The sequence below is a fragment of the Roseateles sp. L2-2 genome (assembly GCF_050613215.1).
Taxonomy (GTDB): domain Bacteria; phylum Pseudomonadota; class Gammaproteobacteria; order Burkholderiales; family Burkholderiaceae_C; genus Roseateles; species Roseateles noduli.
The window spans coordinates 3390593-3415545 of record NZ_CP192509.1; the positions used below are offsets into that span (position 1 = coordinate 3390593).

Sequence of the window (24953 nt, forward strand, 5' to 3'; positions counted from 1 at the left end):
AGACATTCGCGACAGAACTCCAGGGAGGAGCGATGGAACAACAACGATCCAAGGGTCGCGACGGACGGGTGCGCGTGCTGCACGGAATCCTCGCTGTCATGGCGGCAGCGATCGGTGGCTGCGCGCTTGCCCAGACAACGACGGTGACCCGGACGACCACGTTCGAGTACGACGATTACGGGCAATTGATCCGGGAGACGATCGAACCGGGGAGCGACCCCAGCCTGACATTGGGGACCATCTACAACCGCGAACCGACGACAGGCGTACTGCGGTCACGCCAACTGGCTTACCGCGACATGCAGACCGGCGCCAACGTGCTTCGCACCGTTGAGCAGCTGAACTATGACCCCCAGGATCGCTTCGTCCTGGAAGTGATCAACGCCAAGCAGCACAAGGAGACGCGGACCTACAACGCCGGGCTCGGCGCGCTGCTGACGATGACGGGTCCCAACAATCTCACCACGACGTGGCAGTACGACGGCTGGGGCCGGAAGACACGGGCGGACTTCGCGGATGGAAGGAGCGAAACCTTCGCGTATCGCCAGTGCATGGAGAGTTGCGCCAATCACGCGACGCAGGTGCTGATCACCCAGTACTGGGCCCAGGGCGTTCAGCGCGCCGTTCCGTCGGAGGAGTTCCTCGACGCGCTGGGGCGGCGGGTGCAGACGCGCTCATGGGGTTTCGATGGTCGGCAGGTCTTTACGCAAAAGATCTTCAACGGCAAGGGGCTGCTGGAAAGGAGCTCGCGGGCGTACTTCGCCGGTGCGCAGCAGGTGTTTGCTGAGACCTACTACGACGACCTCGGGCGCCCGACGGAACTCCGTCTCCCGGCGGACAACGGCGGGCAGGACGTCTCCACCACGGTCTATCAAGGGTTGCGGACCACCTCGACAAACGCCAAGTCCCAGCAGCGTGTTGAGATCCGCGGGGTGCTTGGCAGCGTGCGCCGCCTCATCGACGCACGCGGCTATTCGATGAGCTTCGTGCACGACGGCTTCAATGCGTTGACTCGCGTCTTCGATGCCAAGGGCAATCAGACGGCGATCGATTACGACTTGCGAGGTCGCAAGACCCAGCTCAACGATCCCGACCTGGGTGTCCGCCGCTATTGGACCAATGCGCTTGGACAGACCTGGCAGCAGATCGACGCGAAGAACCAGACGGTCACGGTCACGTTCGACGAACTGGGACGCATGACACGTCGGTTGTCGGCGGACCAGGATGCGCGATGGGAGTATGACTCCGCCGCCCACGGCGTCGGGCGGTTGGCCGAGGCCTACACCTGGACGGCCGGCGCCAAGGACTATCGCGAGGTTCGTGCCTATGACGCAGTCAGCCGGCCAGCGAGTCTCACCATCGGTCTCGACTGGGACTATGTGACCGAGTTCGCCTACGACGGTTTCGGACGGACAGCATCCACGTCTTTCAGGCGGGGGCCGCGTGGTGGTACGCCGGGCGCGCCGCACCAGACGCTGTCCACCGAATACAACGCCCAGGGCTATGCGACCCGCCTCGTGCGTGACGGTGCTGCGATCTCGACCACACTTGCACGGGACGCTGCGGGTGTCCTGACTCAGGCGCAGTGGGGGAACGGCCTGATCCAGCAGTGGGGACTGAATCCGTTCACCGGCCGCCTGAAGTCGTTGGACGTCGGGCCATCCCCGGGTGCGGACAGTCATCAACGTGATCGCTACAACCACGATGCACTCGGCAACGTCACCAGTCGTGAGCAGCGGATCAGCACTGGTGGAGACTCGCTGCTGGAAGTGTTCTTCTTTGATGAGCTGAACCGATTGACCAGCTCCCAACTGGCGGCGCAGCCGACGAAGTTCTACGACTACGACGCCATCGGCAATCTGGTGCGAAAGGACGGCATCGGCCGTCTGGTGTATCCCGCATCGGGAAGTGCGGGGCCGCACGCGTTGAGCCGCATCGACAGCGACCAGCCAGTCCTGGGCCTGACCAACCCGCAATTGACGTACGACGGCAACGGCAATCTGGTGGACGGCCTGAACCGTCACTACGCCTGGACGACGTTCAACGGTCTGTCTAGCGTTGACCGCATGGACGGTCCGACTGCGATTCAGCGCACGGCTTTCCTCTTCGGACCGGATCGGCAGCGTGTGAAGCAGACCATCAGTCCCATGTCAGGCGGCGCGCCTGGCGCGCCGTCAACGACGATCTATTACGCTGGCAACGTCGAGAAGGAAGTGGATGCAGCCGCTGGCACGACCACCATTCGGACCTACCTGCCAGCTTCGCTCGGTTTCCTGGAGGAAAGGGTCGCCAGCGCGACGGCGCAGCCCGGCGATGCGGGTGTAAAGGCCGTGCGCTACTTCATGACCGACCATCTCGGCAGCGCGGTGGGTGTCGTCGACGAGTCCGGGGCGGTGCTGCAACGGATGAGCTATGACCCGTGGGGTCGGCGTCGCACGGAGGCCGGATTGGACGATTCCGGGCCAGGCTTCGGCAGCATGCGGAACACGCAGGACCACAGCGGTTACACCGGTCAGGAGCAACTCGACCAGGTCGGGCTGGTCCACCTGAACGGTCGAGTCTATGACCCGATCTCGGGCCGGATGACCAGTGCCGACCCCACAGTGCCGGACCCGTCGAATCCGCAGGCGTTCAACCGCTACAGCTATGTCCTGAACAACAGCCTTTCCTATGTTGATCCGTCGGGCTTTTTGGCTGTCGAGCACCTCTACATGACCGACGGCGATTTCGTTAACGGAATCAACACCAGCGGCGGTGGCGCCGCACAGGAGGAGGAGAAGCGGGAACTTCCGAAAGTGGTGGTTGAAGGCGAATCGAACAAGCCTGAAAAAGCAGGAGGCTCGGTTACCCTGCTTGGCACCGGGCTGGCGATGCAGCGACCAACAGGTACGCTGCCCCGTGTTCTTATTCAAGGTGTGAAGCCTCTCGTAGACCTTCGCAAGCTAGGAACCGGGCTTGCCGCCATTCCGGAGGCGCTCGTCCTGTTCATCATCGTGGGCCCTAGCAACTTCGGACAACCGAGCGGACGTTGCGGGCCGGGGGCACTATGTAGTCCTGACCCGAAGACCGGCGAGCTGGTGCCCAACTACATCTTGAACCAGCGGGCGATGGACGCCCTCAATGCCGAAGCCCTGGAAGCGGGCGATGATCCTCAGGGATCCTCCCAGGGAGGTGGATGGCAGCCTCCCCAGGAGGCCACGGATAAGATCCCCGACGAATGGGGCGACGGAGAGCCCAATAGCGGTGGCGAGGGCAGAAAGTACAAGGATCCCAAGGCTCCCAAGGAGAACATTGTGAGAATCGATAAGGGGAACCCCGACAACAGCCAGCCTAGTCAACAAGTGGACCATGTCGTGGTGCTCAGCGGAGGGAAGGTAAGAGGCCGGGATGGCAATCCGATCAACGGCAGCATCAAGAATGACCCTGTCAACGCACACATTCCGCTCAGCGAGTGGGTGCGCTGGTCACGTTGGGACAGGCCATGAGCAAACTCAGTTCGGCGGAGCAACGTCGCGAGCTTCTGGGCAACCTACATGCGCTCTCGGATCCGATCTATCAGCAGCGGGTCTGGGTACAGGGTCTACCGTTGGGCTCGGTGCAGCACGACGAGTTCGGATATGCCGTTCACTTCTTCTTCGACGACTCGACTCTGAAGGATGACCCTCACGGGAACATCGGCTGGATGCTCGTGGACGCCAACGAGGCGCGACTCGTGACAGCCGTGATAGATGCCATAGATGCCATCCTCGAGAAGTACGGCAAGCGACTCAAGGACTCCCAATACATCGCGCTCCCTGAATGGGTCGGAGTGGTGGAAGCGGCGAGGGCGGCGCTGTCAATCATGTCGGACCGAGACCAAGTGCCGTAGCCGGCAATAGGGGCAGGTGTTGCCCCATTCATCAACGGACCAGCCCCAACGCATCCAGATCCGCCGCCGAATGCCGCTCCCGCAGGCATTCGCCCGACTTGCCGTTGATCCGGTTGACGACGCGACCTCTGGCGACGGCGGGGCGAGCCGCGATGGCCTTCTGCCAGCGCAGCAGGTGGGGATAGTCCTCCACGGCGAGGAACTCCTGGGCGCCGTAGTTGAAGAGGCTGGTCGGATACCACGGCCACACCGCCATGTCGGCGATCGTGTACTCGCCGCCGGCAACGTACTCGTGCGTGGCCAGATGCGTGTCCAGCACGTGGAGTTGGCGCTTGGTCTCCATCGCGTAGCGATCGATCGCGTACTCGATCTTGAAGGGCGCATAGGCGAAGAAGTGGCCCAGGCCGCCGCCGACGAAGGGCGCGGCGCCCATCTGCCACATCAGCCAGTTGAAGGTCGCCGTCCGGGCGCGGAGATCCGTCGGCAGGAAGGCGCCGAACTTCTCCGCGAGATAGACCAGGATGGATCCGCTCTCGAAGACGTTGATCGCCGGATCCATCGAACGGTCCACCAGCGCGGGGATCTTCGAATTCGGATTGACCCCGACGAAGCCGCTCCCGAACTGGTCGCCCTTGAAGACGTCGATCAACCAGGCGTCGTACTCGGCGTCGGTGTGGCCGGCCGCCAGCAGCTCCTCCAGCAGGATGGTGACCTTCTGCCCGTTGGGCGTGCCTTGCGAATACAGCTGCAGCGGATGTCCGCCGACGGGCAAGTCGCGCTCGAAGCGCGCGCCGGAGGTCGCGCTGTTGATCGTCGCGAAGGAATGCCCGTAAGTCTGCTTGGGCGCCCAGACCTTGGGCGGCACGTAGCCGGCCGGCTGGTTCTCTTCAGGGGTGTCGCTCATGGCGTGCTCCTTGAGGAAATGAGGAGGAAACGAGGAGAGTAGGGGGATGACATCAGACGCTGCCCGGCAGGACGAACGCCGGCCAGCCTCGCATGTGATCGATGAAGCGCTCGCTCAATCCGCCGGCGCGCAGGAACTGCGCCGTCACCGGCAGCGCGGGACTGTCGTAATGCGGGTCGGCCGCGACCTGCAGCGGAAAGTCCCGCTGCAGGATGCCGGCGCGACCGATCAGGACGAAGTCGCAGCCCTCGTCCAGGAGCTCCGCCGCGCGTTGAGCGCTCATCACGCGGCCCGCCGCGCCGACGCGCACGCCCTTGCGGGGGATGCCGGTGAAGACACTCAGCATCGTCTTCCCGAGGAACGACCCCTCGCGGACGATCTGACGCGAATCCCAGAGCGCGAGGTCCAGGTAGTCGATCAGCTCGCGATCGAGGATGTGGGCGGTGATCTCGCGCAGCTCTTCGAGCCGCAGACCATAGCGCTCCACAGACAGCCGCCAGCCGATCTGGAAGTCGGGACCGGTGGCTTTGCGGATGCCCTCCAGGACTTCGATCGTGAGTCGCGCGCGGTTCTCCACGCTGCCGCCGTAGGCGTCGCCGCGCCGGTTCAAGGCCGGGGACATGAACTCGGACAGGATCCAGCCGAACGCACCGTGCAGCGCAACGCCGTCGAAGCCTGCGCGTTCGGCGCGCTTGGCGGCTTCGATGAAGCTGTCGCGGATGCGCTCGACCTGGTCCGTCTTGAGACCGTGGATGCCGTCCAGTGTCCCGGTCGAGGCCGGGGAAGGGACGCCGCCGATCAACGGATTGGCGCGATGGCCCGCGTGATGCAGCTGCACCGCGGAGAGACCGCCGCCCGCGCGTAGCGAATCGGCCATGTGGGTCAGCGCCGCCAACTGCGAATCGTCGTGAATCCCCAGTTGACGTTCAAAGGCGATGCCGCTTGCTTCGACCGTTGCGGCGCCCGTCTGGATGAGGGCATAACCGCCTTGCGAGACTTGATCGATCCAATCGAGGTCGAACTCCGACGGCGTGCCGTCCAGCTCGCTCTGCTGGTTGGTGAGCGGCGCCAGCATGAAGCGGTTCCTCATGGCCGGCCCGTGCAGGAGCGACAGGGGTTCAAAGAGGGTGGACACTGGCATCAGAGCTCCCATCCGCCGCCGAGCGCGCGGACCAGATCCACCGTCGCCCGGGCCCGTTCGCCTTCGGACTGGAGCCGCGACTGGCGGTGGCGCAGCAGCGTCCGCTCGGCGTCGACGACGATGAGGTAGTCGACATCGCCCTCGGCGAATCGGGACCTCGCGGAGCGGGCCACGTTCGTCGACGCTTCCTCCGCGCCGCGCAGATGGCCGAGACGCTCATCCACGGTCCGCATTGAGACGAGCGCGTCCTCGACTTCGCGGAACGCCTGCAGCACCGTCTTCCGATAGACGGCCACCTGTTCCTCGTAACGAGCGCTAGCGCGGTCCACGTCGGCGCGACGACGTCCGCCGTCGAAGACGGGCAGGCTCAGCGCGGTCCCGACCAGGGGCCCCAGCAGGAAGGTGCGTTGCGACCAGCGACCCAGGTTGCCCAGGTCGGAGGACTCGTAGCCGAGCGAGCCCGTGAGCGTCAGCGATGGGAAGAACGCGGCCTTGGCCACGCCGATGCGGGCGTTCTCCGCCGCCATGGCGCGTTCCGCGGCCGCGATGTCGGGGCGACGCTCCAGCAGGGTCGAGGGCAGCCCTGCCGGCAGTTGCACGGACAGCTGCGTCAGCGGAGTCGCCTCCAGCGCGAAGTCCGCAGGCGCCTTGCCGAGCAGGGTCGCCAGCGCATGAGACGTCAACGCGTGCTGCTGATCGACGGCCACGTGCTCGGCCTGGGCCGCGAACAGCTCCGTGCGCGCCTGATCGACCACGTGCCGCGCCACCGCGCCGACGCCTTGCTTGCGCTCCAGCAGCCGGATCGCGTCTTCCCGCAGGCTCACCGTCTCGCGCAGCAGCCGCCGCTCGCCTTCCAGCTGACGCAGGCTGAGGTAGGTCCGGGCCACGTCGGCCTGGACCAGCAGCAGCATCTGATGCGAAAGCGCCTGCTGCTGAGCAGCGTCGGCGCGTGCGGCGGCCACGCCGGCTGAAACCTTTCCGAAGAGATCCACCTCGTACGCGACCGAGGCCTGCGCGCGCCACAGGGTCTGCGTCGATCCCGGCGCGTCGTCGCCCCGTCCCGCGGCGGCACCCGAGATGCGTTGACGGGTCGGTCCGAAGCCCGCGTCCACCGTCGGCGCGCGTGCGGATTCGCTGCGGGCCGTGAGCGCCCGGGACTGCTTGAGCCGCGCCATCGCGATGGCGACGTCGGGATTGGCCTTGAGCGCTTCCTCTTCGAGACGCACCAGCACCGGATCCCCGAACACGGTCCACCAGGGCGAGGGCGTCTGTTGATCCGCAGGCTCCGCGGGATGCCAGCGGCCGGGTTCCTCGGCCGCCTTCAGCGTGGCACCTGCGCCCGCGTTGGCGCCTGCGTTGGCCTCGGCACCTGCGCCGCGGTCCGCTTCGACGAAGCGCGTGGGCAGGTTCAGCTCAGGTCGCTGCTCCGTCGGCGTGACGGCGCACGCGGTGAGGATGAAGACGCCCACCCCGAGGGCCACGGCGCGCAGCATCCATCGAGCCGGACGACGGCTCGTCATGAGAAGTCGGTTCATGCTTGTCCCTCCGGCTGCTGGAGCGCTGGGTGATGGGGATCGGTGTGATGGGGAACGATGGCCGGCGCGTCGTGATGCACGGCCGAATGCAGGGGCTTGCCGCCGCTGAGCCGTCGGACGACCACGTAGAACAGCGGCGTCAGGAACAGCCCGAAGAGGGTCACGCCCAGCATCCCGAAGAACACCGAGATGCCCATGGCCTGGCGCATCTCCGCGCCCGCACCGGTGGAGAGCACCAGCGGGATGACGCCCATGATGAAAGCAAGCGAGGTCATGAGGATGGGGCGCAGTCGCAGACGGCTGGCTTCGATCACGGCCTTGACCGTGGACATGCCCGCCATCTCCAGCTCACGCGCGAACTCCACGATCAGGATCGCGTTCTTCGACGCCAGCCCCACCAGCACGATGAGACCGATCTGCGTGAAGATGTTGTTGTCCCCATGGGTGAGCCACACGCCCAGCAGCGCGGAGAACACGCTCATCGGGATGATGAGGATGATCGCGAAGGGCAGCGTCAGGCTCTCGTACTGCGCGGCCAGCACGAAGAACACGAGCAGCACGCACAGCGGCAGGATCCACACGGCGCTGTTGCCCGCGATGATCTGCTGGTAGGTCAGCTCGGTCCATTCGTAGCCCATGCCGGGCGGCAGCGTTTCCGCCGCGATGCGTTCGATCGCCGCCATCGCCTGGTCCGACGAGTACCCGGGCGCGGGCGCGCCGTTGACGTCGGCCGAGGTGAAGCCGTTGTAGCGCTGGACCTGGTCGGGACCGTAGGTCTGGCTCACCGTCGCGATCGACGCGATCGGGACCATCTGCCCCGAGTCGCTGCGCACGTGCAGCTGGCCGATGTCGTCGGGTGTGGCGCGGAAGCGGCTGTCCGCCTGCATCCGCACCTGGTAGACGCGGCCCAGGAAGTTGAAGTCGTTGACGTAGTACGAGCCCAGGTAGGCCTGCAGCGTGTCGAACACCGCCGGCGTGTCCACCCCCAGCTGCTGTGCCTTGGTGCGGTCGATGTCGAGCTTGAGCTGCGGCACGTTGACCGTGTAGGTCGTGTACAGCGGGCTCAGCTCCGGCGCCTCGGACGCCTTCTTGATGAAGGCCTGCGTGGCCGCGTACAGCGCCTCATAGCCGAGGTCGGCGCGGTCCTCGATCTGCAGCTTGAAGCCGCCCGTCGTCCCCAGCCCGAAGACCGGCGGCGCGGGGAACACGCCCGTGAAGGCATGACCGATGCTCGCGTATTCGCGGCGCAGATCGGCCGCGACCTGGTCGGCGCTGATGCCGGGCCGATCCTTGAAGGGCTTGAGCAGCACGAAGGACAGGGCGGTGCTCGAGCTCTTCGTCACGCCGTTGATCGACAGGCCCGCGTAGCCGGACGTGGCCATCACGGCGGGATGCTTGAGCGCGATCGCGTCCATGCGGTGGATCGTGGCCTCGGTGCGGTCCAGCGTGGCGCCTTCCGGCAACTGCGCCAGGCTGACGAGGTACTCCTTGTCCTGCGCCGGCACGAAGCCGCCGGGCACGTGGTCGGTGAGCCACCAGGTGCCCGCCAGCAGGACGCCGTACACGCCCAGCATCGCGCCCTTGTGCTTCAGCATCCGTCCGATGCCGCCGCCGTAGCCTTCCGAGGCGCGGTCGAAGGCCCGGTTGAAGCGCCCGAAGAAGCGTCCGAACACCTTGTGCATGCCGCGCGTGAGCGCGTCGGGCTTGTCGCCATGGGACTTCAGCAGCAGGGCCGAGAGCGCCGGCGACAGGGTCAGCGAATTCACCGCCGAGATCAGCGTCGAGATGGCGATGGTGATGGCGAACTGCTTGTAGAACTCGCCCGTCAGGCCGCTGAGGAAGGCCAGCGGCAGGAACACCGCGGACAGCGTCAGCGCGATCGCGATGATGGGACCGCTGACCTCGCGCATCGCCTGGTAGGTCGCCTCACGCGGCGTCAGGCCGCGGGCGATGTTGCGCTCGACGTTCTCCACGACCACGATGGCGTCGTCGACGACGATGCCGATGGCCACGACCAGTCCGAACAGCGACAGCGTGTTGATCGAGTACCCCGCCAGGTACAGGAAGGTGAAGGTGCCGATGATGGAGATGGGCACCGCCAGCAGCGGGATCAGCGAGGCGCGCCAGGTCTGCAGGAAGACGAACACCACCAGCACCACCAGCGCGATGGACTCCAGCAGCGTCTTCACGACCGCGTCGATGCCGGTCTGGATGGCGCGGCTGGGTTCGTAGACGACGCGGTACGCGACGTCCTCGGGGAAGTCCTTCTTGAGCGCCTCCATCGTGCGATGGACCTCGCGCGAGATCTGCAGCGAGTTCGCGCCTGGCGCCTCCTGCACGGCCACCGCCACGGACGGCGCGTTGTCCAGCGTGGCGCGGATGCCGTAGTCCTCGGCGCCAAGTTCCACGCGGGCCACGTCGCCCAGGCGCGTGATCGCGCCGCGGGCGTCGGACTTGATGACGATGCCCTTGAACTCCTCGGGCGTCTTGAGGCGGCCGTCGGCGTTGACGCTGAGCTGGAAGGCCGCGTCGGACGTCGCCGGCGCGCTGCCGATCGAGCCCACCGCCGCCTGGATGTTCTGGCGACGGATCGCATCCGCAACGTCATTGGCGCTCAGGCCGCGCTGGGCCAGTGCCGCGGGATCCAGCCACACGCGCATCGCATAGCCGCCGGGTCCCCAGATCACGACGTCGCCCACGCCCGGGATGCGGGCGAGGCGGTCCTTCACATGGAGGATCGCGTAGTTGCTGATGTAGTTGTTGTCGTAGGTCCCCTTGGGCGAGACCATGTGCACCGCGATCGTGATCACGGGCGAGTTCTTGACCGCCGTGACCCCCAGCCGCTGGACGTCCTCGGGCAGACGCGCCTGCGCCTGCGACACCCGCGTCTGCACGAACTGCTGCGCCTTGTCCGGATCGGTGCCCAGCTTGAAGGTCACCGTCGTGTAGAGGTGGCCGTCGCCGGCGGACTTGGAGTCCATGTACAGCATGTCCTCCACGCCGTTGATGGCCTGCTCCAGCGGCGCGGCCACGGTCTCGGCGATGGTCTTGGCGTTGGCGCCCGGGTACTGCGCGTGCACCACCACCGACGGCGGGATCACCTGCGGGTACTCCGACACCGGCATGTGCAGCGCCGACACGATCCCCCCGAGGAGGATCAGCGCCGACAGCACGCAGGCGAAGATCGGCCGGTCGATGAAGAACTTCGAGATGTTCATGACCGGTCTCCTACCGCGGCGCCGACAGACGCCTTGGAGACCTTGGACGCTTCGGCGGGCTTGAGCGGCTCGGCGGCCTGCGCGTTCACCGCGGCGCCCGGCGTCACGCGGAACGCGCCGTCCACGATGACCCGGGATCCGGCTTCCACGCCGCTGCGCAGCACGCGCTCGCGGCCCTGGAGCGCGCCGAGCTCGACCGGGCGGCGCTCGACCTTGTCCTGCGCGTTGACGATCAGCACGTACTTGCGGTCCTGGTCCGTGCCGACGACCGCGTCGTCGACGACCACGGCGTTGTACGGCGCCGCGCCTTGAAGGCGGATCCGTGCCTGCAGGCCCGGAAGCATCTCGACGTCCACGTGCTCCAGCCGCGCCCGCACGCGCACCGTGCCCGAGCGGATGTCCATCTGGTTGTCGAGTGCCTCGACGATCGCCGCATGCGGGTAGCCGGCGTCGCTCGCCAGACCGACCTTGACGAGCGGGCGCGCGCCCGTGCGCAGGGCCGGGGCGATCAGCCGGAGATAGCTCTGCTCATCGACATGGAAGGACGCATAGAGCTTGCCGTCCGACACGATGCGCGTGAGCGGCGCGGCGTCACCGCCAGCGCCCACGACGTTGCCCGCCGTGATCTCGGCGCGAGAGAGCCGGCCGGCGATGGGCGCCCGCACCTGCGTGTAGCTCAGCTGCAATTGCGCACGGGCCAGTGCCGCCTGCGCGCCCTTGAGGGACGCGGCCGCCTGGCGCGACGCGTTGTCGAGCGTGTCGAACTCGCGACGCGCGATCGACTCCGATTCCAGCAGCCGCTTGCCCCGGGCCAGTTCCAGATCGGCCAGGCGTTGACGCTCCTCGGCACCGACGAGGTCGGCCTGCGCCTGCCGGACCTGGGTCTCGAAGGGCGCCGGATCGATGGTGAAGAGCAGGTCGCCCTGACGGACCTGCTGCCCGTCCTTGAAGTGCACCGAGAGCAGGGTGCCGGGCACCTTGGGCCGCACGTCGACCTGCTCGACGGCTTCCAGACGACCGGTGTAGTCCTGGGTGTCGGACACCTGGCGCAAGGCGGCGGGCCGGACCTTGACGACGGGCAGTGGCGCGGCGGCCTCAGCGTGGGCTTCAGGGGCGTGATGCCAGAGGATGCCGCCGGCGCCGAGTAGCGCCATGGCGGCCGTGGCGATCGCCAGGGGATGCTTCTTGAGGGAGGTCATACGAGGGACTCGGCTTGGAACATGGGCCGGAGTCTGCGCGGCTGTCGCCCTCGCATCCAGATCTGAAACTGGCTATATTTATTGCCTCAGATGGAATTATGGTGTCGAGAAAATCACCGTATTCCCAGTAAATCCGGTGGTGAAGGCCCTGCTGCTTGTTCCAGATCGAAGAAGAAATCCAGCACACGGAGAGACCTCATGGACCGGCTCCAATCGATGCAGATCTTTGCGCGCGTCGTCGAGATGCACAGCTTCGGCAGGGCCGCGGAAAGTCTTTCGCTGCCGCCCTCGCGGGTGACGCGCGCGGTCAAGGAGCTGGAGGCCTTCCTGGGGGTGCGTCTGCTTCAGCGGACCACGCGGCACATCAGCCTGACCCCGGACGGCACGACCTACTACGACCATTGCCGGCGTCTGCTGGCGGACATCGAGGCCGTCGAAGCGGGCTTCCCCGGCAGCGCCGGGCGGCCGCGCGGACGCTTGCGCGTGGACATGACGCTGTCGCTGGCGCGCCTGGTGGTGCTGCCGGCGATCGAGCAGTTCCAGTCGAAGTTCCCCGACGTCGAACTCACGCTGACCGTGGCGGACCGCACCGTGGAGCTGGTGCAGGAAGGGATCGACTGCGTCATCCGCGCGGGGACGCCGGAGGACTCGCCGACGCTGGTGGCGCGGCGCATCGGCGCCTTCGACTGGGTGACCTGCGCGTCGCCGCAATACCTGGCACGGCACGGCACGCCATCCTCGCTGGAGGACCTCCAGAACCATCACGCCGTGGGCTACCTGTCGAGCCGGACGGCGCGAACGCTCCCCTGGCATTTCGTCATCGATGACGAGGACCGCTTCATCCGCGTGCCGGAAGGCCTGGTGGTCAACGACACCGATGCCTACGTGGCCTGCGCGCTCGAGGGCCTGGGGCTCATCCGCGCCGGCAGCTACATGGTGCAGCCGCACCTGCTCAGCGGCCGCCTGCAGCGCGTGCTGACGCGCTATCCCTCGCCGGCCGTGCCGCTGTCGGTCCTCTACCCGAAGAACCGGCACCTCTCGCCGACGGTACGGGCCTTCGTGGACTGGGTGGGCGGCGTCGTGCGCGAGGCCGAGGTCGGCTGGCGCGCCGCCGCGTTGCGCGACTGACCTGGAGGGCCCGCCCGGGGTCGCTGTCAGCACTTTGCCGACGCAGGCTGTCGATATCCGCCACTGGCGAGGCCGGGGACCGCCCGAAACAATGGGCTGTCCTTTGCCTGGCCCCCTTGCGGAGTACCGCCATGCCGTCAAACGCCCAGACCCCGATCCTCCCCGGACTGCCGACCTTGTCCACCGGCACGGCGCCCCGGCGCTGGTGGCCGCTTGCCGGTCCCGCCGACGGGATCCAGCGCAAGCTGCTGGGCCTGGTCCTCTGCGCTTGCGCGGCGGTGGCGCTGATCACCGGCGCCGCCGTGAGCCTCCAATGGCAATCGTTGGAGAACGTCGCGCCGGCCGAAGCGCGCCACCTCGCGCCGCATGCGATCGCGCTGATCGCGCTGACCGGACTGGCGGTGATGCTGCTGGTCGCCCTGGTCGGCACGCGATGGGCGCGCCGGCTCTCCACCTCCATCGAAGACCTGCACGCCGGCGTGGACGCCTTCGCGGAAGGCCGCTTCGGCACCCGACTGATCCCGCAAGGCACCGCCGAGGTCGCTGCATTGGGTCGCGCCTTCAACGCCATGGCCGAGACCCTGGAACGGACCACGTTCGAGCTGCGCCTGGAAAGCGCGATGGCGAAGGAGGCCGCCGCCCAGGTCGAGCGCCTGGCCTTCACCGATCCCGTGACGGGTCTGGCCAATCGCGCATCGCTGTCGCGGTTGCTGCGCCAGCAGATCGCCTGGGCCACGGCGTCGGATCGCGGCTTTGCGCTGCTGATGCTGGGCTTGGACCGCTTCCGCAACGTCAACGATTCGCTCGGCCACGTCGTCGGCGACGAGCTCCTGCGCCTGCTCGGCGAACGTCTGCAGACCGCCGTCGGCGCACATCGCGTGGTCGTGCGCCTGGGCGGCGACGAATTCGCCATGCTGGTGGACGAGCTCGACCCGGCGGCACTGGGCGCGACCGCGCGCCAGTTGATCGACGTGCTGGGCGCGCCGTGCCGCATCCGCGGCAACGAACTGCGCCTGAGCGCCAGCGTCGGCGTGGCGCTCTGTCCCAAGGACGGCGGCAACGAAGAGACGCTGATGCGGCACGCCGACATCGCGATGCACAACGCCAAGGAGGACGGCGGCGGCACGTTCAAGCTCTACGCCGAGGACCTCAACCGCCATTCCGTCGAGCGTCTGGCTTTCGAGGCCGCGCTGCGCCAGGCCGTCGAGTCGGAGTCGCTGTCCGTCCACTACCAGCCCAAGGTCTCGGCGCACACGGGATTGATCGAAGGCGTCGAGGCGCTGGTGCGCTGGAAGCATCCTCAGCTGGGCAGCATCCCGCCTGCGAAGTTCGTCCCGATCGCGGAGGAAACCGGCCTGGTCGTGCCGATGGGACGCTGGGTGATGCGCCAGGCCTGCGAGCAGCTGGTCGCCTGGCAAGACGCGGGGCTGCCCGCCATCGGCATGGCGATCAACCTGTCGCCGGCCCAGTTCCGCGATCCCTCGATGCTCGCCGACATCGACGAGGCGATCGCGCACAGCGGCATCGATCCGACGCGGCTGGAATTCGAGATCACCGAAAGCATGCTGATGCAGGACGGCGGCCGGACCGTCGCGATGCTGCGGGCGCTCAAGACGCGCGGCGTGCGTCTGGCGGTGGACGACTTCGGCACGGGCTACTCGTCGCTGTCGCAACTGCGCAGCTTCCCGGTCGACACGCTCAAGATCGACCGCAGCTTCGTGCGCGGCATTGCCGAGGGCACCGAAGATCGCGCGATCGCCCACGCCATCGTGCAGATGGCGCGCACGCTGCGGCTCAAGGTGGTCGCCGAAGGCGTGGAGACGGACGCGCAGGAGCGCGTGCTGGGCGCCCTGGGATGCGATCTGCTGCAGGGCTTCCTGTACAGCCCGGGCGTGCCCGCGACCGAGCTCGAGGCGATGCTGCGGCGCGAAACCGACCGCGGCGAGTATTGCGCCCAGGCCGTGGCCACGCTGACCGGCCTGGAAGTCAAGTTCGCGGCGACGAATTTCTGACGAGGCGCCGGCGGAGGGCGCGGCGGGCCTGGCGGACGTTGAGCGACGTCGCGCCGATCGCACGGACGGCGCGGATGGCGCTCAACCTTCCCGGAAAAACTTCAACGCCGCCAGATCCGGGAAGGCCGTCGGCCGCTTGGCCTGCGCGGCCGCGAACGCTTCCATCAGATTCCTGTTCTGCCAGATCGCTGCCTGCAGCCAGCCCATCTGCTGGAGGCTGTCCTTGACGCCGTGGTCGCGCGCGTAGTGGATCGCCTGCTTGCTGCCCCAGACGGCCACCGGCGGCTTCTGCGCGATCTCGCGCGCGCATTGCAGCGCGGCTTCCACGCATTCCGCCTGCGTCGCGAAGACGTCGTTCACCAGGCCCACGGCCTGCGCCCGCGCCGCCGGCATGCGGCGACCGGTGTAGGCCAGTTCCTTGACCACGCCCAGCGGCACCAGCTTGGGCAGGCGCTGCAGCGTGCCCAGGTCGGCCACCATGCCGATGTTGATCTCCTGGATGCAGAAGAACGCGCCGGTCTCCGCATAGCGGATGTCGCAGGCCGCCACCAGGTCCACCGCGCCGCCGATGCAGCCGCCCTGGATCGCCGCGATCGTCGGCACGCGCAGCTCGTCGAGCCGGTTGAACGCCTGCTGCATGTCGGCCAGCAGGTCCACGATGGCCGCACGGCCCTCGGCGCTGCGATCGTCGAGCTGGATGCCGCCGTTCTGGAACACCTCCAGCGACATCCCCGCGCTGAAGTGCCTGCCCGTCGACGAGATCACCAGCGCCCGCAGCGTCGGGCTGCGATGGAGCTGCTCGAGCACCGTCTCCAGCTCGCGCCACAGCTGCGGCGACATCGTGTTCATCGCATCGGGCCGGTTCAGCACCAGGTGGCCGACGCCGGCTTCTTCGCTCAGGGTGAGGCAGTCCATTCGTGTCTCCTTGGATCGTTCCTGTCGTCCCTGTCGCCGGCTCGATGGGTCTCGCGGCCGGGCAGGGGATCGGACGATGCTAGCGGGAGACCGTCGGGCGCCGCGTCAAGGACGCGACGCCCGATGCCGATTGGAGAGGGCTCTCAGGCGCTTCCAGGCGCCGTGACTTCCCGTCAGGCGCCGACCAGTTCCTCGGCCGGACCGAAGAACTCGTAGCGGAGCTGCGTCGTCGGGATGCCCAGCGAGCGGCCCGCCCGGTAGACCGCCTGCATGAAGGGCTTGGGGCCGAGCAGGTAGAGGTCGACGTCGCGGTCCTCCGGCAGGTGACGCGCGAGCAGCGCATCGGTGACGTAGCCGACCTCGTGCGGCTCGTCGCCGTCGCGCGGCGCGTCGTAGACGTAGAGCGCCTCGACGTTCCCGTGCGTCGCCGCGAGCAGGTCCACGCGTTCCCGGAACGCATGCACGCCGCCGTGGCGCGCCGCGTGGATGAAGCGGATGGGCCGGCCGCTGGCCGCCGTCGATTCCAGCATCGCCATCGCCGGCGTGATGCCTACGCCGCCGGTCACCAGCACCAGCGGCCGCGTCGCCGCGGCGTCGAGCGTGAACTCGCCCGCCGGCGCCTGGACGTCCAGGCGCGTGCCGACCTCGGCCGTGTCGTGCATCCAGTTGGACACCAGCCCGCCGTCCTCGCGCTTGATGCTGACGCGGTACCAGGCCTTGCCCGGCGCGTCCGACAGCGAGTAGTTGCGGCGCACCGTCCTGCCGGCGATGTGCAGGACCAGGGTCAGGTATTGACCCGGCTGGAAGGGCGGCAGCGGCCCGCCGTCGACCGGCTGCAGATAGAAGGAGGTGATCAGCTCGCTCTCGCGCTCCTTGCGCGCGACGACCATGGCGCGCTGTCCGCGCCAGCCGCCGGGCAGTGCGGCGGTGGCGGCGTAGACCTGCTCCTCGGCGTCGATCAGCAACTGCGCGAGCGCGCCGTACGCTTCGGCCCAGGCCGCGATGATCTCGTCGGTGGCGACGTCCGCGCCCAGCACCTCGCGGATGGCATCCAGCAGGCAGGCGCCGACGATCGGGTAGTGCGCCGGCTGCACGCCCAGCGCCACGTGCTTCTGGATGATGCGGGGCAGGGCGGGGGCGAGTTCATGGACGCGGTCAATGTGGCTCGCATACGCCAGCACCGCGCCGGCCAGCGCGCGGGCCTGCGTGCCCTCGGCCTGGTGCGCCTCGTTGAAGAAGGCCTTCAGCTCCGGATGGTCGGTCAGCATCGCGCGGTAGAAGTGCCGCGTGATGTCTTCGCCGCGCGACTTCAGCAGCGGCACCGTGGCCTGGATCAGGGCGATGGTCTGAGGCTTGAACATGAGCTTCTCTACTCCGGATTCGTTGTGGATGGTCTTTCCTACTCACGATCCGTGCCAGCGCCGGCAGCTTTCAGAGTCGCTCCTAACTGATTGATTTTCAATGAGTCGAATGCTCTTGACTCGCATGGATTCGCCATTGAGGTCGAAATGACCGAAGATGCGCCGGTGTCGGATTGACAACGGTCAGGTCGAAATGACGCCAGATTCCCGCTACCGCCAACTGCTGGCCGCCGTGCGCGGCCTGGTCCCCTGCGACGCTGCGGCGCTGCTGCGGTTGATGCCCGACGAAGCCGCGGCGGTGCTGCAGCCGGTGGCTGTCGACGGGCTGGCCGAGGAAGCCCTCGGGCGGCGCTTTCCCGTGGCGGCGCATCCGCGCCTGGCGCGGCTGCTGGCCAGCGGGAAGGGGCTGCGTTTCGCGGCGGACGCGGGTCTGCCCGATCCGTACGACGGGCTGCTGGAGCACCAGCAGGAGCTCGAAGCGGTGCACGACTGCATGGGCGCGCCGTTGCGCGTCGACGGCCGCATCTGGGGACTGGTGACCTTGGACGCGCTGGACCCGCGCGCATTCGACGGCGTCGACGACGCGCGGCTGCAAGGCATCGTCCGCCTGCTGGAGACCGGCATCGCCGCCGAGGAAACCATCGCCGAGATGGCCCGGCGCGCCGAGCAGGAACAGGCGCTGGCGCGCGCCGCCTCACGCGGCGGATCGCGGGAGCTGCTCGGTCGCAGCGCCGCGATGGTCCGTCTGCGCGAGGAGATCGACACCGTCGCGGGATCCGATCTCACGGTGCTGGTCCTCGGCGAGACCGGCGTCGGCAAGGAGCTGGTCGCGGAGCGGCTGCATGCGCGATCCGCGCGGCGCGATCGACCGCTGGTGCAGATCAACTGCGCGGCGCTGCCCGAGACGCTGGCGGACAGCGAGCTCTTCGGCCACAAGCGCGGCGCGTTCACCGGCGCGATCGCCGACCGCAGCGGCAAGTTCGAGCTGGCCGACGGCGGCACGCTGCTGCTGGACGAAGTCGGCGAGCTGCCCCTGCCGGTGCAGGCCAAGCTGCTGCGCGTGCTGCAGAGCGGCGACGTGCAGCGGCCCGGCAGCGACCGCGTGCAGAAGGTCGACGTCCGCGTGATCGCCGCGACCAACCGCGACCTGCGCGAGGAGGTGGCGCGCGGCCGCTTCCGCGCCGACCTCTACCACCGGCTGTCGGTCTACCCGCTGCGCGTGCCGCCGCTGCGCGAGCGCGGCCGCGACGTGCTGGCGTTGGCCGGCGGCTTCCTGGAGGAGAACCAGCACCGGCTGGGCGCGCGCAACCTGCGGCTTTCGCCCGCGGCCTCGCAGGCGCTGCTGGGTCACGACTGGCCCGGCAACGTGCGCGAGCTGGAACACCTGATCAGCCGCGCCGCGCTGCGCGCCTTGTCGTCGGCGGGCCGGGGAGGGCGGTGGATCGCCATCGAGCCGGGGCATCTGGGATTGGCTTCGCCGCCCGTTGATACGCCGGCGTCGCAGCGACCTTCAGTCGCCGCAGCCGTCGTCGCCGGCTCCCGCTCCAGCGCAGACGCAGACCTCAATGTGGACGTCGGTGTCGACGTCGACTCCTCGAGCAAAGCCGGTGTTGATGCCGATGCGGGTGCCGGTGCGGGCGTCGGCCTGCGCGAGGCCACTGAGCGCTTCCAGCGGCGATGGATCGAGGACGCCCTGCGACGCAACGGCGGCGCGATGGCCGCCGCCGCGCGCGAGGCGGGCATGGACCGCAGCAATTTCCTGCGGCTGGCCAGGCGCCTCGGCGTGACCACCAGGGACTGAGTCCGGCGTCTACAGCGACCGCAACCAGGCCAGCAGCGCCTCCCGTTCCGCCGTCGACAACTTCTCGAAGCGCTGCCGCGACTTCTCGGCCTCGCCGCCGTGCCACAGGATGGCTTCGGTGAGGTTGCGCGCGCGCCCGTCGTGCAGGTAGCCGACCGGCGTCCACTGCGCCACCTTCTCGGTGTAGCCGATGCCCCACAGCGCCGAGGTGCGCCACATCCTGCCCGGTGCGCGCCCCTCCGGCAGGCTGTCCGCCAGGCCCGGGCCCATGTCGTGCAGCAGCAGGTCGGTGAAGGGCCGGATGGTCTGGTCGCGCAGTTCCGCGAACGGGTGGTGGCTGCCCGTCTTCATCTCCGCCGTGTGGCAGGCCGCGCAGCGCAGCGCGTCGAAGACCTTGCGGCCGGCCGCCACCTGGACCGGATCTACGCGGTGCTCCTCCATCGGCGCGACCCCCTTCGGGAAGCCGCTCGCCAGGCTGCGCTGCGCCGGCACGGCCAGCAGCTGCATGTACTGCGTCAGGGCGACCAGGTCGGTCTCCGCGATGCCCGTCTGCGGCGGGGCCGTGCGGCAACCCGCCGGGTCCATCGCGCAGCTGCGGTTGGGGAACACCGACGAGGTCACCGACATGTCGTTCAGCAGCGCCGCGGCCACCTGGTGCCGGAGGCTGGACTTGCCCGCCTTCCAGCCGAAGCGGCCCAGCCGTGTCGCGCCCGTTTCCGGATCGACGCTGAAGTTGGCCCGGCCCCGGACGCCGTCGGCGTCCGGTTTCGTCCGCACGCGGGCCAGGATGTCCTCCTCGGGCACCGCCTCCAGCAGGCCCACGCCGATCAGCGGCTGCGCGGCGCGCGCGGACCAGAGTTCCGGCGTCGGACCCGCGAAGGCGAACTTCGCCTTGCGCAGCTCGACCGTCGTGCCGTCGGCCAGCGTGACGGCGCGGGTCTCGAAGCCCGCGACCTTGACCGCGTTGCCGCCGTCCTGCGTCGCGCCGGACGCCGACGCCGCGTTCATCAGGATGGCCGAGCCGTAACGCGGATCCGGACGGATCCTGCCGTCGTCCCCTCTGACGGCCACGTGGAAGGCCATGCCCTCCAGGCGCTGGTCCACCATGAACGGCGCCGGGCTGCGGCCGTTGTTGGTGTGGCACTGCACGCAGGACGCCGCGTTGAAGCGCTTGCCCGCCAGGTCGGCGACGGCGGGCATCGGGTCGTTGCCGGCCTCGTCGTGCGCGCCGGTGACGAAACTGCTGTGGGCCGTGCGCCGGCCGTCGACGAAGCGCTGCATGTCCTGCATGCCGATGTTGCCCACCGGCTGCTGGAACATCCGGAAGCCTTCGTCCGAATAGTTGTACGAGACGGAGCCGAGGCCGCCCGACAGGGTGGACTCCGGCAGCGGCGCGCTGTTCAGGCGCGGCTGGACGCCGTGCCAGGGGGTCAGGCCTTGCCCGACGACATAGAGCCATTCGCCCGCGAAGTAGCGGATGCCGCCGGCGTCGCCGCGGCCCCGCATCGACGTCAAGGTCGAGAACATCGACGGCGCCACCTCGACCGGATCGCCGATCTTCAGCGCCCGCGCGCCCACGACGCTGCCGTCCGGGAAGCCGTCCTGGCCCAGGCCCACGTGGCCCGGGTACTCCTTCACCACGACCGTGCAATGGTCGACGCCGGACTTGCCGCCGGCCGGATAGCCCACCGGCTTGCAGACCGATCCCGTCCCGTCGAGCAGCGTGCCGTTGTCCATCCAGCCGTAGCCGGTCACGCCGACGCGGTCGAAGGCGCGGAAGAACGCCGTGCCGCCCGGCAGGAAGTCCACCGACGGGTTGTAGGTGTTGACCTTCAGCGTGGGCCGGGTCACGCCGGGGACGCGGCTGTCGTCGACGATCTCCAGGCCCCAGGTGCGGTTCCTGAAGGAGTTCGGGACGAAGCCCAGGTAGGCGCCGCGGCCCTTGTCGACCGGTTTCCCGGCCTCGTCGACGGTCTCGTTGGGCCCCTGGCCGGCCTCGTTCCACTCCTCGCCGCGCTCGCGACCGTGGCGACCCACGGCGCGGTTGCCGAAGCGCGTGACCAGGGTGCCGTCCGGCAGCGTGAACTGCAGCGTCTCGATCGGCGATTGCGGCTCGAAGAGCGGCGTCGGCGTCGCGCCCTCGGCGGCCAGGAGGAAGGGTGAGGTCGTCGTCGTGTCGTCCGGCCCGATGTCCGTGCCGACGGCGGTGTCGTCGCCTGTTCCGTGGCCCGCGGCGAACCGGAGGCTGCTCCCGTGCTGTCCGCTGAAGCCGTTGCCGCCGCCGACGCAGGCGGTCAGCAAGGCGCTGCCCAGCAGGGCACGGACGAACGCCTTGCCCATCATGTCAGTCCCTCCCGTGCCTGTTGGTCTTGGTGCGATTGGTGGTGTGTGTGTCCCTCATCCGAGGGTCAGGCGCAGGGAGTGTCCTCGTTTGATTTGCCGGTCGGCAAGTTTAAATGTGTGACGAATTGATGCGCCGCCGCACCCCGGAGGAGGGATGCGGGGGCGGGTCAGGCGTCCATCAGGCGTGTGACACCGCCGCCGGATCCGGCGCCTTGGGGCCGCCGACCGCGCCGAGGGCACCGCCCCACACGTGATAGAGCGCCTGCAGCACGACGAACTTCAGCGACTGGGTCGTGATGTTGGCCGCCGTCTCGCTGAGGCCGTGATCCTTCTGCAGCGTCGCCGGGAGGCTCGCGACCATGGCGGTCAGGCCGGCGAAGCCGGCGCCGAGGATGCCGTGCGAGGTGTAGCCGACCTTGCTGGCGAAGGTGTCGGCCAGCGCTTCAGGGAAGGTCTGCTTGAGGTTGACGGCGTGGGTGCCGAAGCGCGCCAGGGCGCTGAGGACCTGCTCCGAGCCCGGCTTCTGCAGGTGGGCGATGCAGTCGCCCAGGTCCTCGCGCGCCAGGAAGTGCTGGAAGCCCGCGCGTCCGGCGGTGACGTCGAAGCTGTTCTTGGCGATGCGCATGCCGCCGCCGCCCACCGGCAGGCCCAGCAGCGGATCGACCAGCCCGTCGACCTTGGCCCGCACCTCCGGTTTCCCGGCGAGTTCCAGTCCGACCATCAACGGCACGCGGATCGCGCCGTTGCGCGCCGCGCCGTAGCTCAGGCCCGCCGCCGCCGAGTTGTCCTTCGCCAGGCTGGTCTTGGTGGGCGGGTTCGCGTTGGCGAGGTGGTCGGGCAGCTGATTGGCCAGCTGCTCGCCCGGCGGGCGGGTGAAGTAGGCGTCGTGGAAGGTCTTGCCGGCGGCGGCGCCGGAGGCGACGTCCAGCATCGACAGCGCCAGGCCCATCACCGCGCCGGTGATGAGCGCCGGCACGGCGACCGGCAGCTGCGGCATGGTCTTCATCAGGCCGGCCAGGGTCAGGTCGGCCACCTTCAGGTTCACCGGCAGGCTGCCGAGGTTGAAGCCGCTGGCCGAGGCCATGCCGTGCATCATCGCCGTGCCCTGGTCGCGCCACTGCACCTGCTGGAGCACGGCGACGAAGTCGTCGCGGGTGCGGATGCCGCGCGACTCGAGCACCGCGGTCTGCTGCTTGGCCAGCGTCTCCAACGCGGGGATGTCGTCGCGGCTCTGGCGCATCGCGCTGAGCATGTAGGCCACGCAGCCGGTGACGTCGTCGGGCAGCTTCTGCGCGAGCGCGCCGAGGTCGATGCGCGGGTTCACGTCGCGCGGTCTCGGCACGCTCTCGGCGTGCAGCGACAACAGGCCGGCCGGCGCACGCGGGCCGGCCTCGGGTTCGGCGCGGAGCCGCGGTTCGAAGGCGCCCGGCATGCCGCGCGTCAGCTCGGTGATCTCGTCGCGCGGCTGGTGCGGCAGCGCGGACGAATGTTCCGTCTCGGTGGCCGAGGAGCGGCGCTGCTCGGTGATGGACGGCGCGCCGCCGGGCGCGGCGCCGACCGGACGCTGCGCGTCGCTGGACAGCGAGCTGCTGCTGCCGTTGGGATTGCCGCCCAGCGGCGTCATGGGGATGTGCTCCTGCCCGTCGGCCGAGCGGCCGGGGCCGCCGGTGCTGTTCGTCGAGGACGTCCGGCTGAGCACCTTGGGCGCCGTCTGGCGCGGCGGGCTGGAGGGGCGCGAGCGGACCGGCTCGCTGTCGGCGCCGCCCTCCTGCTTCACGCTGCCCAGCGACGAGCGCCGCGAGGACAGGCCGGGCAGGATGTGTTCGCTCGAAGGCGGCTTGAGCTGCGGATCGGCGGCGGCCGGCGTGGTCTGCGTCGGCGTCTGCGAGCCCGACTGCGGTCCGGAGAGTGTTCCGCTCGAGGGCCCGCTCAGCGTGTCGGCCGACGGAGGAGGGACGGTGATCGCGCGTGCGGTGGGGATGGTGCTGCTCATGACGCCTTGAATGCCGTTACATCGAGGCGGCATCGTCGGCAGTGCGTCCCTCGTCGGAGGGCCGCATCCGAACCGGTGCGTCGGGATGCGAAGCGAGGTCGCGCAGCGCCGCCGCGAGCGTCGCGAAGCGGTAGGGATAGGCGCTCGCCAGGGCGATGCGCGGCACGACACGTTGACCGTCCAGCAACAAGGTCGACATCTCGCCCGCGAGTGCGCGCAGCGGCGCCGCCGGCATCCGCATCCAGGCTCGACGTCCGAAGGAGGCGGCCAGCGCCGTGGAGAACGCCGCCTGGTCGCACAGGTCGGGCGCCACGGCGTTGACGGCGCCGCGCAGGTCGGGGCGTCGCAGCGCCCAGTCGATGAAGCCGACGGCATCGTCCCGGTGGATCCACGGCACCGGCTGGCGACCGTCGCCCAGTCGCGCGGCGAGTCCGAAACGGGCCGCCAGGGCCTGCATCGGATACGCGCCGTCCTCGCGACCGAGGATCACGCCGAAGCGCAGCCGCACGACGCGCATGCCGACGGTCTCCATGCGCATCGCCTCGTGCTCGATGGCCGCGCAGAGGTCGGACTGGAACACGCCGCGCTGCGCGGGCGAGCGCTCGTCGCAGACCACACCGGATTCCGGCGCGCCGTAGAAGCCGACTGCCGAGGCGGCCACCAGCACCGCCGGCGGACGCTCCAGGCGACGCACCAGACGATGGAGCTGCTCGGTCAGGCGGGTGCGGCTTTCCATCAGTTCGCCCCGACGGGCGCGGGTCCATGGGCGACCGAGCACACGCGCGCCGGCGAGGTGGACGAAGGCCTCGATGCGGGTCTCGGCGGCGATCTCGTCGAGCGAACCGACGACGGCGATGTCCGTCCCGAACTGCAGCCGCGCCTGCTTCGGATCCCGCGACAGCACGATCAGGCGACGACCTTGCGCGCGCAGCCGCCGTACCAGCGCCTGGCCGACGAAGCCGGTCGCGCCGGTGATCAGCACCGCCGACGCATGGCGCGGTGCGGGCGGCAGCGCGGACTCCTCGCGCAGCGCCTCGGCCTCGCGGCCCAGACGCCGCACGGCCAGTGCGTTCCGCAGGCTCCATGCCCAGACGGCGACAGCCATCGCCGTGAAGACCCAGGAGACCAGACCCCGTCCCGCGGGCGCCAGCGCCGTCGGCTGCTGCCACCACTCGATCAGGCGCGGTCCCATCAGGCCGAGGAACAGTCCGTAGCTCACCGTCAGCACCGTGTGCAGCCAGCGCTCGAAGGGCGGCAGTTGACGGGTGCGGTCCTCTTCGAGGAAGTCGGTCAGCGTGATGACCACCTCCACGGCCAGCACGGCGGCGACGGCCAGGGCGAGCGTGCCGTGCCACGACCACCAGGCCAGGCCGAGGAAGAGGGCGCCGTAGAGCGCCTCGCGCCCCGCGTGCAGCGCGAGCTCGCGCCGCGCGCCGCGGCGATGCGGCAGCCGCGCGGCCCATTCGTGGTGCCAGAGGTTGTCGAACGCGCCCAGCAGCGCCTGGGCGATCAGGACGGCATCGAGGATGTGCATA

Annotated in this window: 15 protein-coding genes; 5 read left to right on the plus strand and 10 right to left on the minus strand. The window is 68.9% G+C overall.

Annotation, left to right across the window (positions count from 1 at the left end; translation table 11 throughout):
• The first annotated feature begins 32 nt into the window (after positions 1-32).
• A complete protein-coding gene (locus tag ACQZ13_RS15215) occupies positions 33-3485 on the plus strand; it encodes an RHS repeat domain-containing protein (protein WP_431045779.1) in 3453 nt (1150 codons plus the stop codon).
• The gene (locus ACQZ13_RS15220; protein ID WP_431045781.1) at positions 3482-3868 is read left to right on the plus strand and encodes an SCO4402 family protein; all 387 of its coding nucleotides are present in this window, start codon (positions 3482-3484) and stop codon (positions 3866-3868) included. Before ACQZ13_RS15215 ends, ACQZ13_RS15220 begins: the two co-directional genes overlap by 4 nt.
• Before the next feature lie 31 nt (positions 3869-3899).
• On the opposite strand, the gene yghU is transcribed toward ACQZ13_RS15220, so the two are convergent.
• The 5 genes from yghU to ACQZ13_RS15245 are packed head-to-tail and all read right to left on the minus strand — an operon-like array spanning position 3900 to position 11865.
• On the minus strand, positions 3900-4772 hold the full coding sequence (gene yghU, locus ACQZ13_RS15225; protein WP_431045783.1) for a glutathione-dependent disulfide-bond oxidoreductase: 873 nt from the start codon (positions 4770-4772) through the stop codon (positions 3900-3902).
• Positions 4773-4824: 52 nt separating this feature from the next.
• Entirely contained in the window at positions 4825-5925 is a 1101-nt protein-coding gene (locus tag ACQZ13_RS15230) for an NADH:flavin oxidoreductase (protein WP_431045785.1), read from the minus strand.
• A complete protein-coding gene (locus ACQZ13_RS15235) occupies positions 5913-7448 on the minus strand; it encodes an efflux transporter outer membrane subunit (protein ID WP_431045787.1) in 1536 nt (511 codons plus the stop codon). Before ACQZ13_RS15235 ends, ACQZ13_RS15230 begins: the two co-directional genes overlap by 13 nt.
• Complete coding sequence (locus ACQZ13_RS15240) at positions 7445-10666, minus strand: efflux RND transporter permease subunit (protein WP_431045789.1); 3222 nt, start codon at positions 10664-10666, stop codon at positions 7445-7447. Before ACQZ13_RS15240 ends, ACQZ13_RS15235 begins: the two co-directional genes overlap by 4 nt.
• Positions 10663-11865, minus strand: coding sequence for an efflux RND transporter periplasmic adaptor subunit (locus ACQZ13_RS15245; RefSeq protein WP_431045791.1), 1203 nt, complete (start codon positions 11863-11865; stop codon positions 10663-10665). Before ACQZ13_RS15245 ends, ACQZ13_RS15240 begins: the two co-directional genes overlap by 4 nt.
• 198 nt (positions 11866-12063) lie before the next feature.
• On the opposite strand from ACQZ13_RS15245, the gene ACQZ13_RS15250 reads away from it, so the two are divergent.
• Complete coding sequence (locus ACQZ13_RS15250) at positions 12064-12993, plus strand: LysR family transcriptional regulator (RefSeq protein ID WP_431045793.1); 930 nt, start codon at positions 12064-12066, stop codon at positions 12991-12993.
• Between the two features lie 131 nt (positions 12994-13124).
• Entirely contained in the window at positions 13125-15005 is a 1881-nt protein-coding gene (locus ACQZ13_RS15255) for a putative bifunctional diguanylate cyclase/phosphodiesterase (protein ID WP_431045795.1), read from the plus strand.
• A gap of 81 nt (positions 15006-15086) precedes the next feature.
• On the opposite strand, the gene ACQZ13_RS15260 is transcribed toward ACQZ13_RS15255, so the two are convergent.
• A complete protein-coding gene (locus ACQZ13_RS15260) occupies positions 15087-15920 on the minus strand; it encodes an enoyl-CoA hydratase-related protein (RefSeq protein ID WP_431045797.1) in 834 nt (277 codons plus the stop codon).
• A 173-nt stretch (positions 15921-16093) separates the two neighbouring features.
• Positions 16094-17281, minus strand: coding sequence for an NO-inducible flavohemoprotein (hmpA, locus tag ACQZ13_RS15265; protein ID WP_431045799.1), 1188 nt, complete (start codon positions 17279-17281; stop codon positions 16094-16096).
• Between the two features lie 193 nt (positions 17282-17474).
• Here hmpA and norR point away from each other — a divergent pair, with 193 nt between their 5' ends.
• On the plus strand, positions 17475-19082 hold the full coding sequence (norR, locus tag ACQZ13_RS15270) for a nitric oxide reductase transcriptional regulator NorR (protein WP_431045801.1): 1608 nt from the start codon (positions 17475-17477) through the stop codon (positions 19080-19082).
• Positions 19083-19091: 9 nt separating this feature from the next.
• On the opposite strand, the gene ACQZ13_RS15275 is transcribed toward norR, so the two are convergent.
• From ACQZ13_RS15275 to ACQZ13_RS15285, 3 genes are all read right to left on the minus strand, one after another.
• A complete protein-coding gene (locus tag ACQZ13_RS15275; RefSeq protein WP_431045803.1) occupies positions 19092-21425 on the minus strand; it encodes a di-heme oxidoredictase family protein in 2334 nt (777 codons plus the stop codon).
• Positions 21426-21603: 178 nt separating this feature from the next.
• Positions 21604-23418: a hypothetical protein gene (locus tag ACQZ13_RS15280; protein ID WP_431045805.1), complete on the minus strand. Its 1815-nt coding sequence runs from the start codon at positions 23416-23418 to the stop codon at positions 21604-21606.
• Between the two features lie 16 nt (positions 23419-23434).
• Positions 23435-24952: a TIGR01777 family oxidoreductase gene (locus ACQZ13_RS15285; protein WP_431045807.1), complete on the minus strand. Its 1518-nt coding sequence runs from the start codon at positions 24950-24952 to the stop codon at positions 23435-23437.
• Between the last annotated feature and the right edge of the window lies 1 nt (position 24953).

Coding starts and splice junctions, on each gene's coding strand:
- ACQZ13_RS15215 (WP_431045779.1), top strand. CDS start 33: ATGGAACAACAACGATCCAAGGGTCGCGACGGACGGGTGCGCGTGCTG.
- yghU (WP_431045783.1), bottom strand. CDS start 4,772: ATGAGCGACACCCCTGAAGAGAACCAGCCGGCCGGCTACGTGCCGCCC.
- ACQZ13_RS15240 (WP_431045789.1), bottom strand. CDS start 10,666: ATGAACATCTCGAAGTTCTTCATCGACCGGCCGATCTTCGCCTGCGTG.
- ACQZ13_RS15275 (WP_431045803.1), bottom strand. CDS start 21,425: ATGATGGGCAAGGCGTTCGTCCGTGCCCTGCTGGGCAGCGCCTTGCTG.
- ACQZ13_RS15280 (WP_431045805.1), bottom strand. CDS start 23,418: ATGAGCAGCACCATCCCCACCGCACGCGCGATCACCGTCCCTCCTCCG.
- ACQZ13_RS15260 (WP_431045797.1), bottom strand. CDS start 15,920: ATGGACTGCCTCACCCTGAGCGAAGAAGCCGGCGTCGGCCACCTGGTG.
- ACQZ13_RS15245 (WP_431045791.1), bottom strand. CDS start 11,865: ATGACCTCCCTCAAGAAGCATCCCCTGGCGATCGCCACGGCCGCCATG.
- ACQZ13_RS15285 (WP_431045807.1), bottom strand. CDS start 24,952: ATGCACATCCTCGATGCCGTCCTGATCGCCCAGGCGCTGCTGGGCGCG.
- norR (WP_431045801.1), top strand. CDS start 17,475: ATGACGCCAGATTCCCGCTACCGCCAACTGCTGGCCGCCGTGCGCGGC.
- ACQZ13_RS15250 (WP_431045793.1), top strand. CDS start 12,064: ATGGACCGGCTCCAATCGATGCAGATCTTTGCGCGCGTCGTCGAGATG.
- ACQZ13_RS15220 (WP_431045781.1), top strand. CDS start 3,482: ATGAGCAAACTCAGTTCGGCGGAGCAACGTCGCGAGCTTCTGGGCAAC.
- ACQZ13_RS15255 (WP_431045795.1), top strand. CDS start 13,125: ATGCCGTCAAACGCCCAGACCCCGATCCTCCCCGGACTGCCGACCTTG.
- ACQZ13_RS15230 (WP_431045785.1), bottom strand. CDS start 5,925: ATGGGAGCTCTGATGCCAGTGTCCACCCTCTTTGAACCCCTGTCGCTC.
- hmpA (WP_431045799.1), bottom strand. CDS start 17,281: ATGTTCAAGCCTCAGACCATCGCCCTGATCCAGGCCACGGTGCCGCTG.
- ACQZ13_RS15235 (WP_431045787.1), bottom strand. CDS start 7,448: ATGAACCGACTTCTCATGACGAGCCGTCGTCCGGCTCGATGGATGCTG.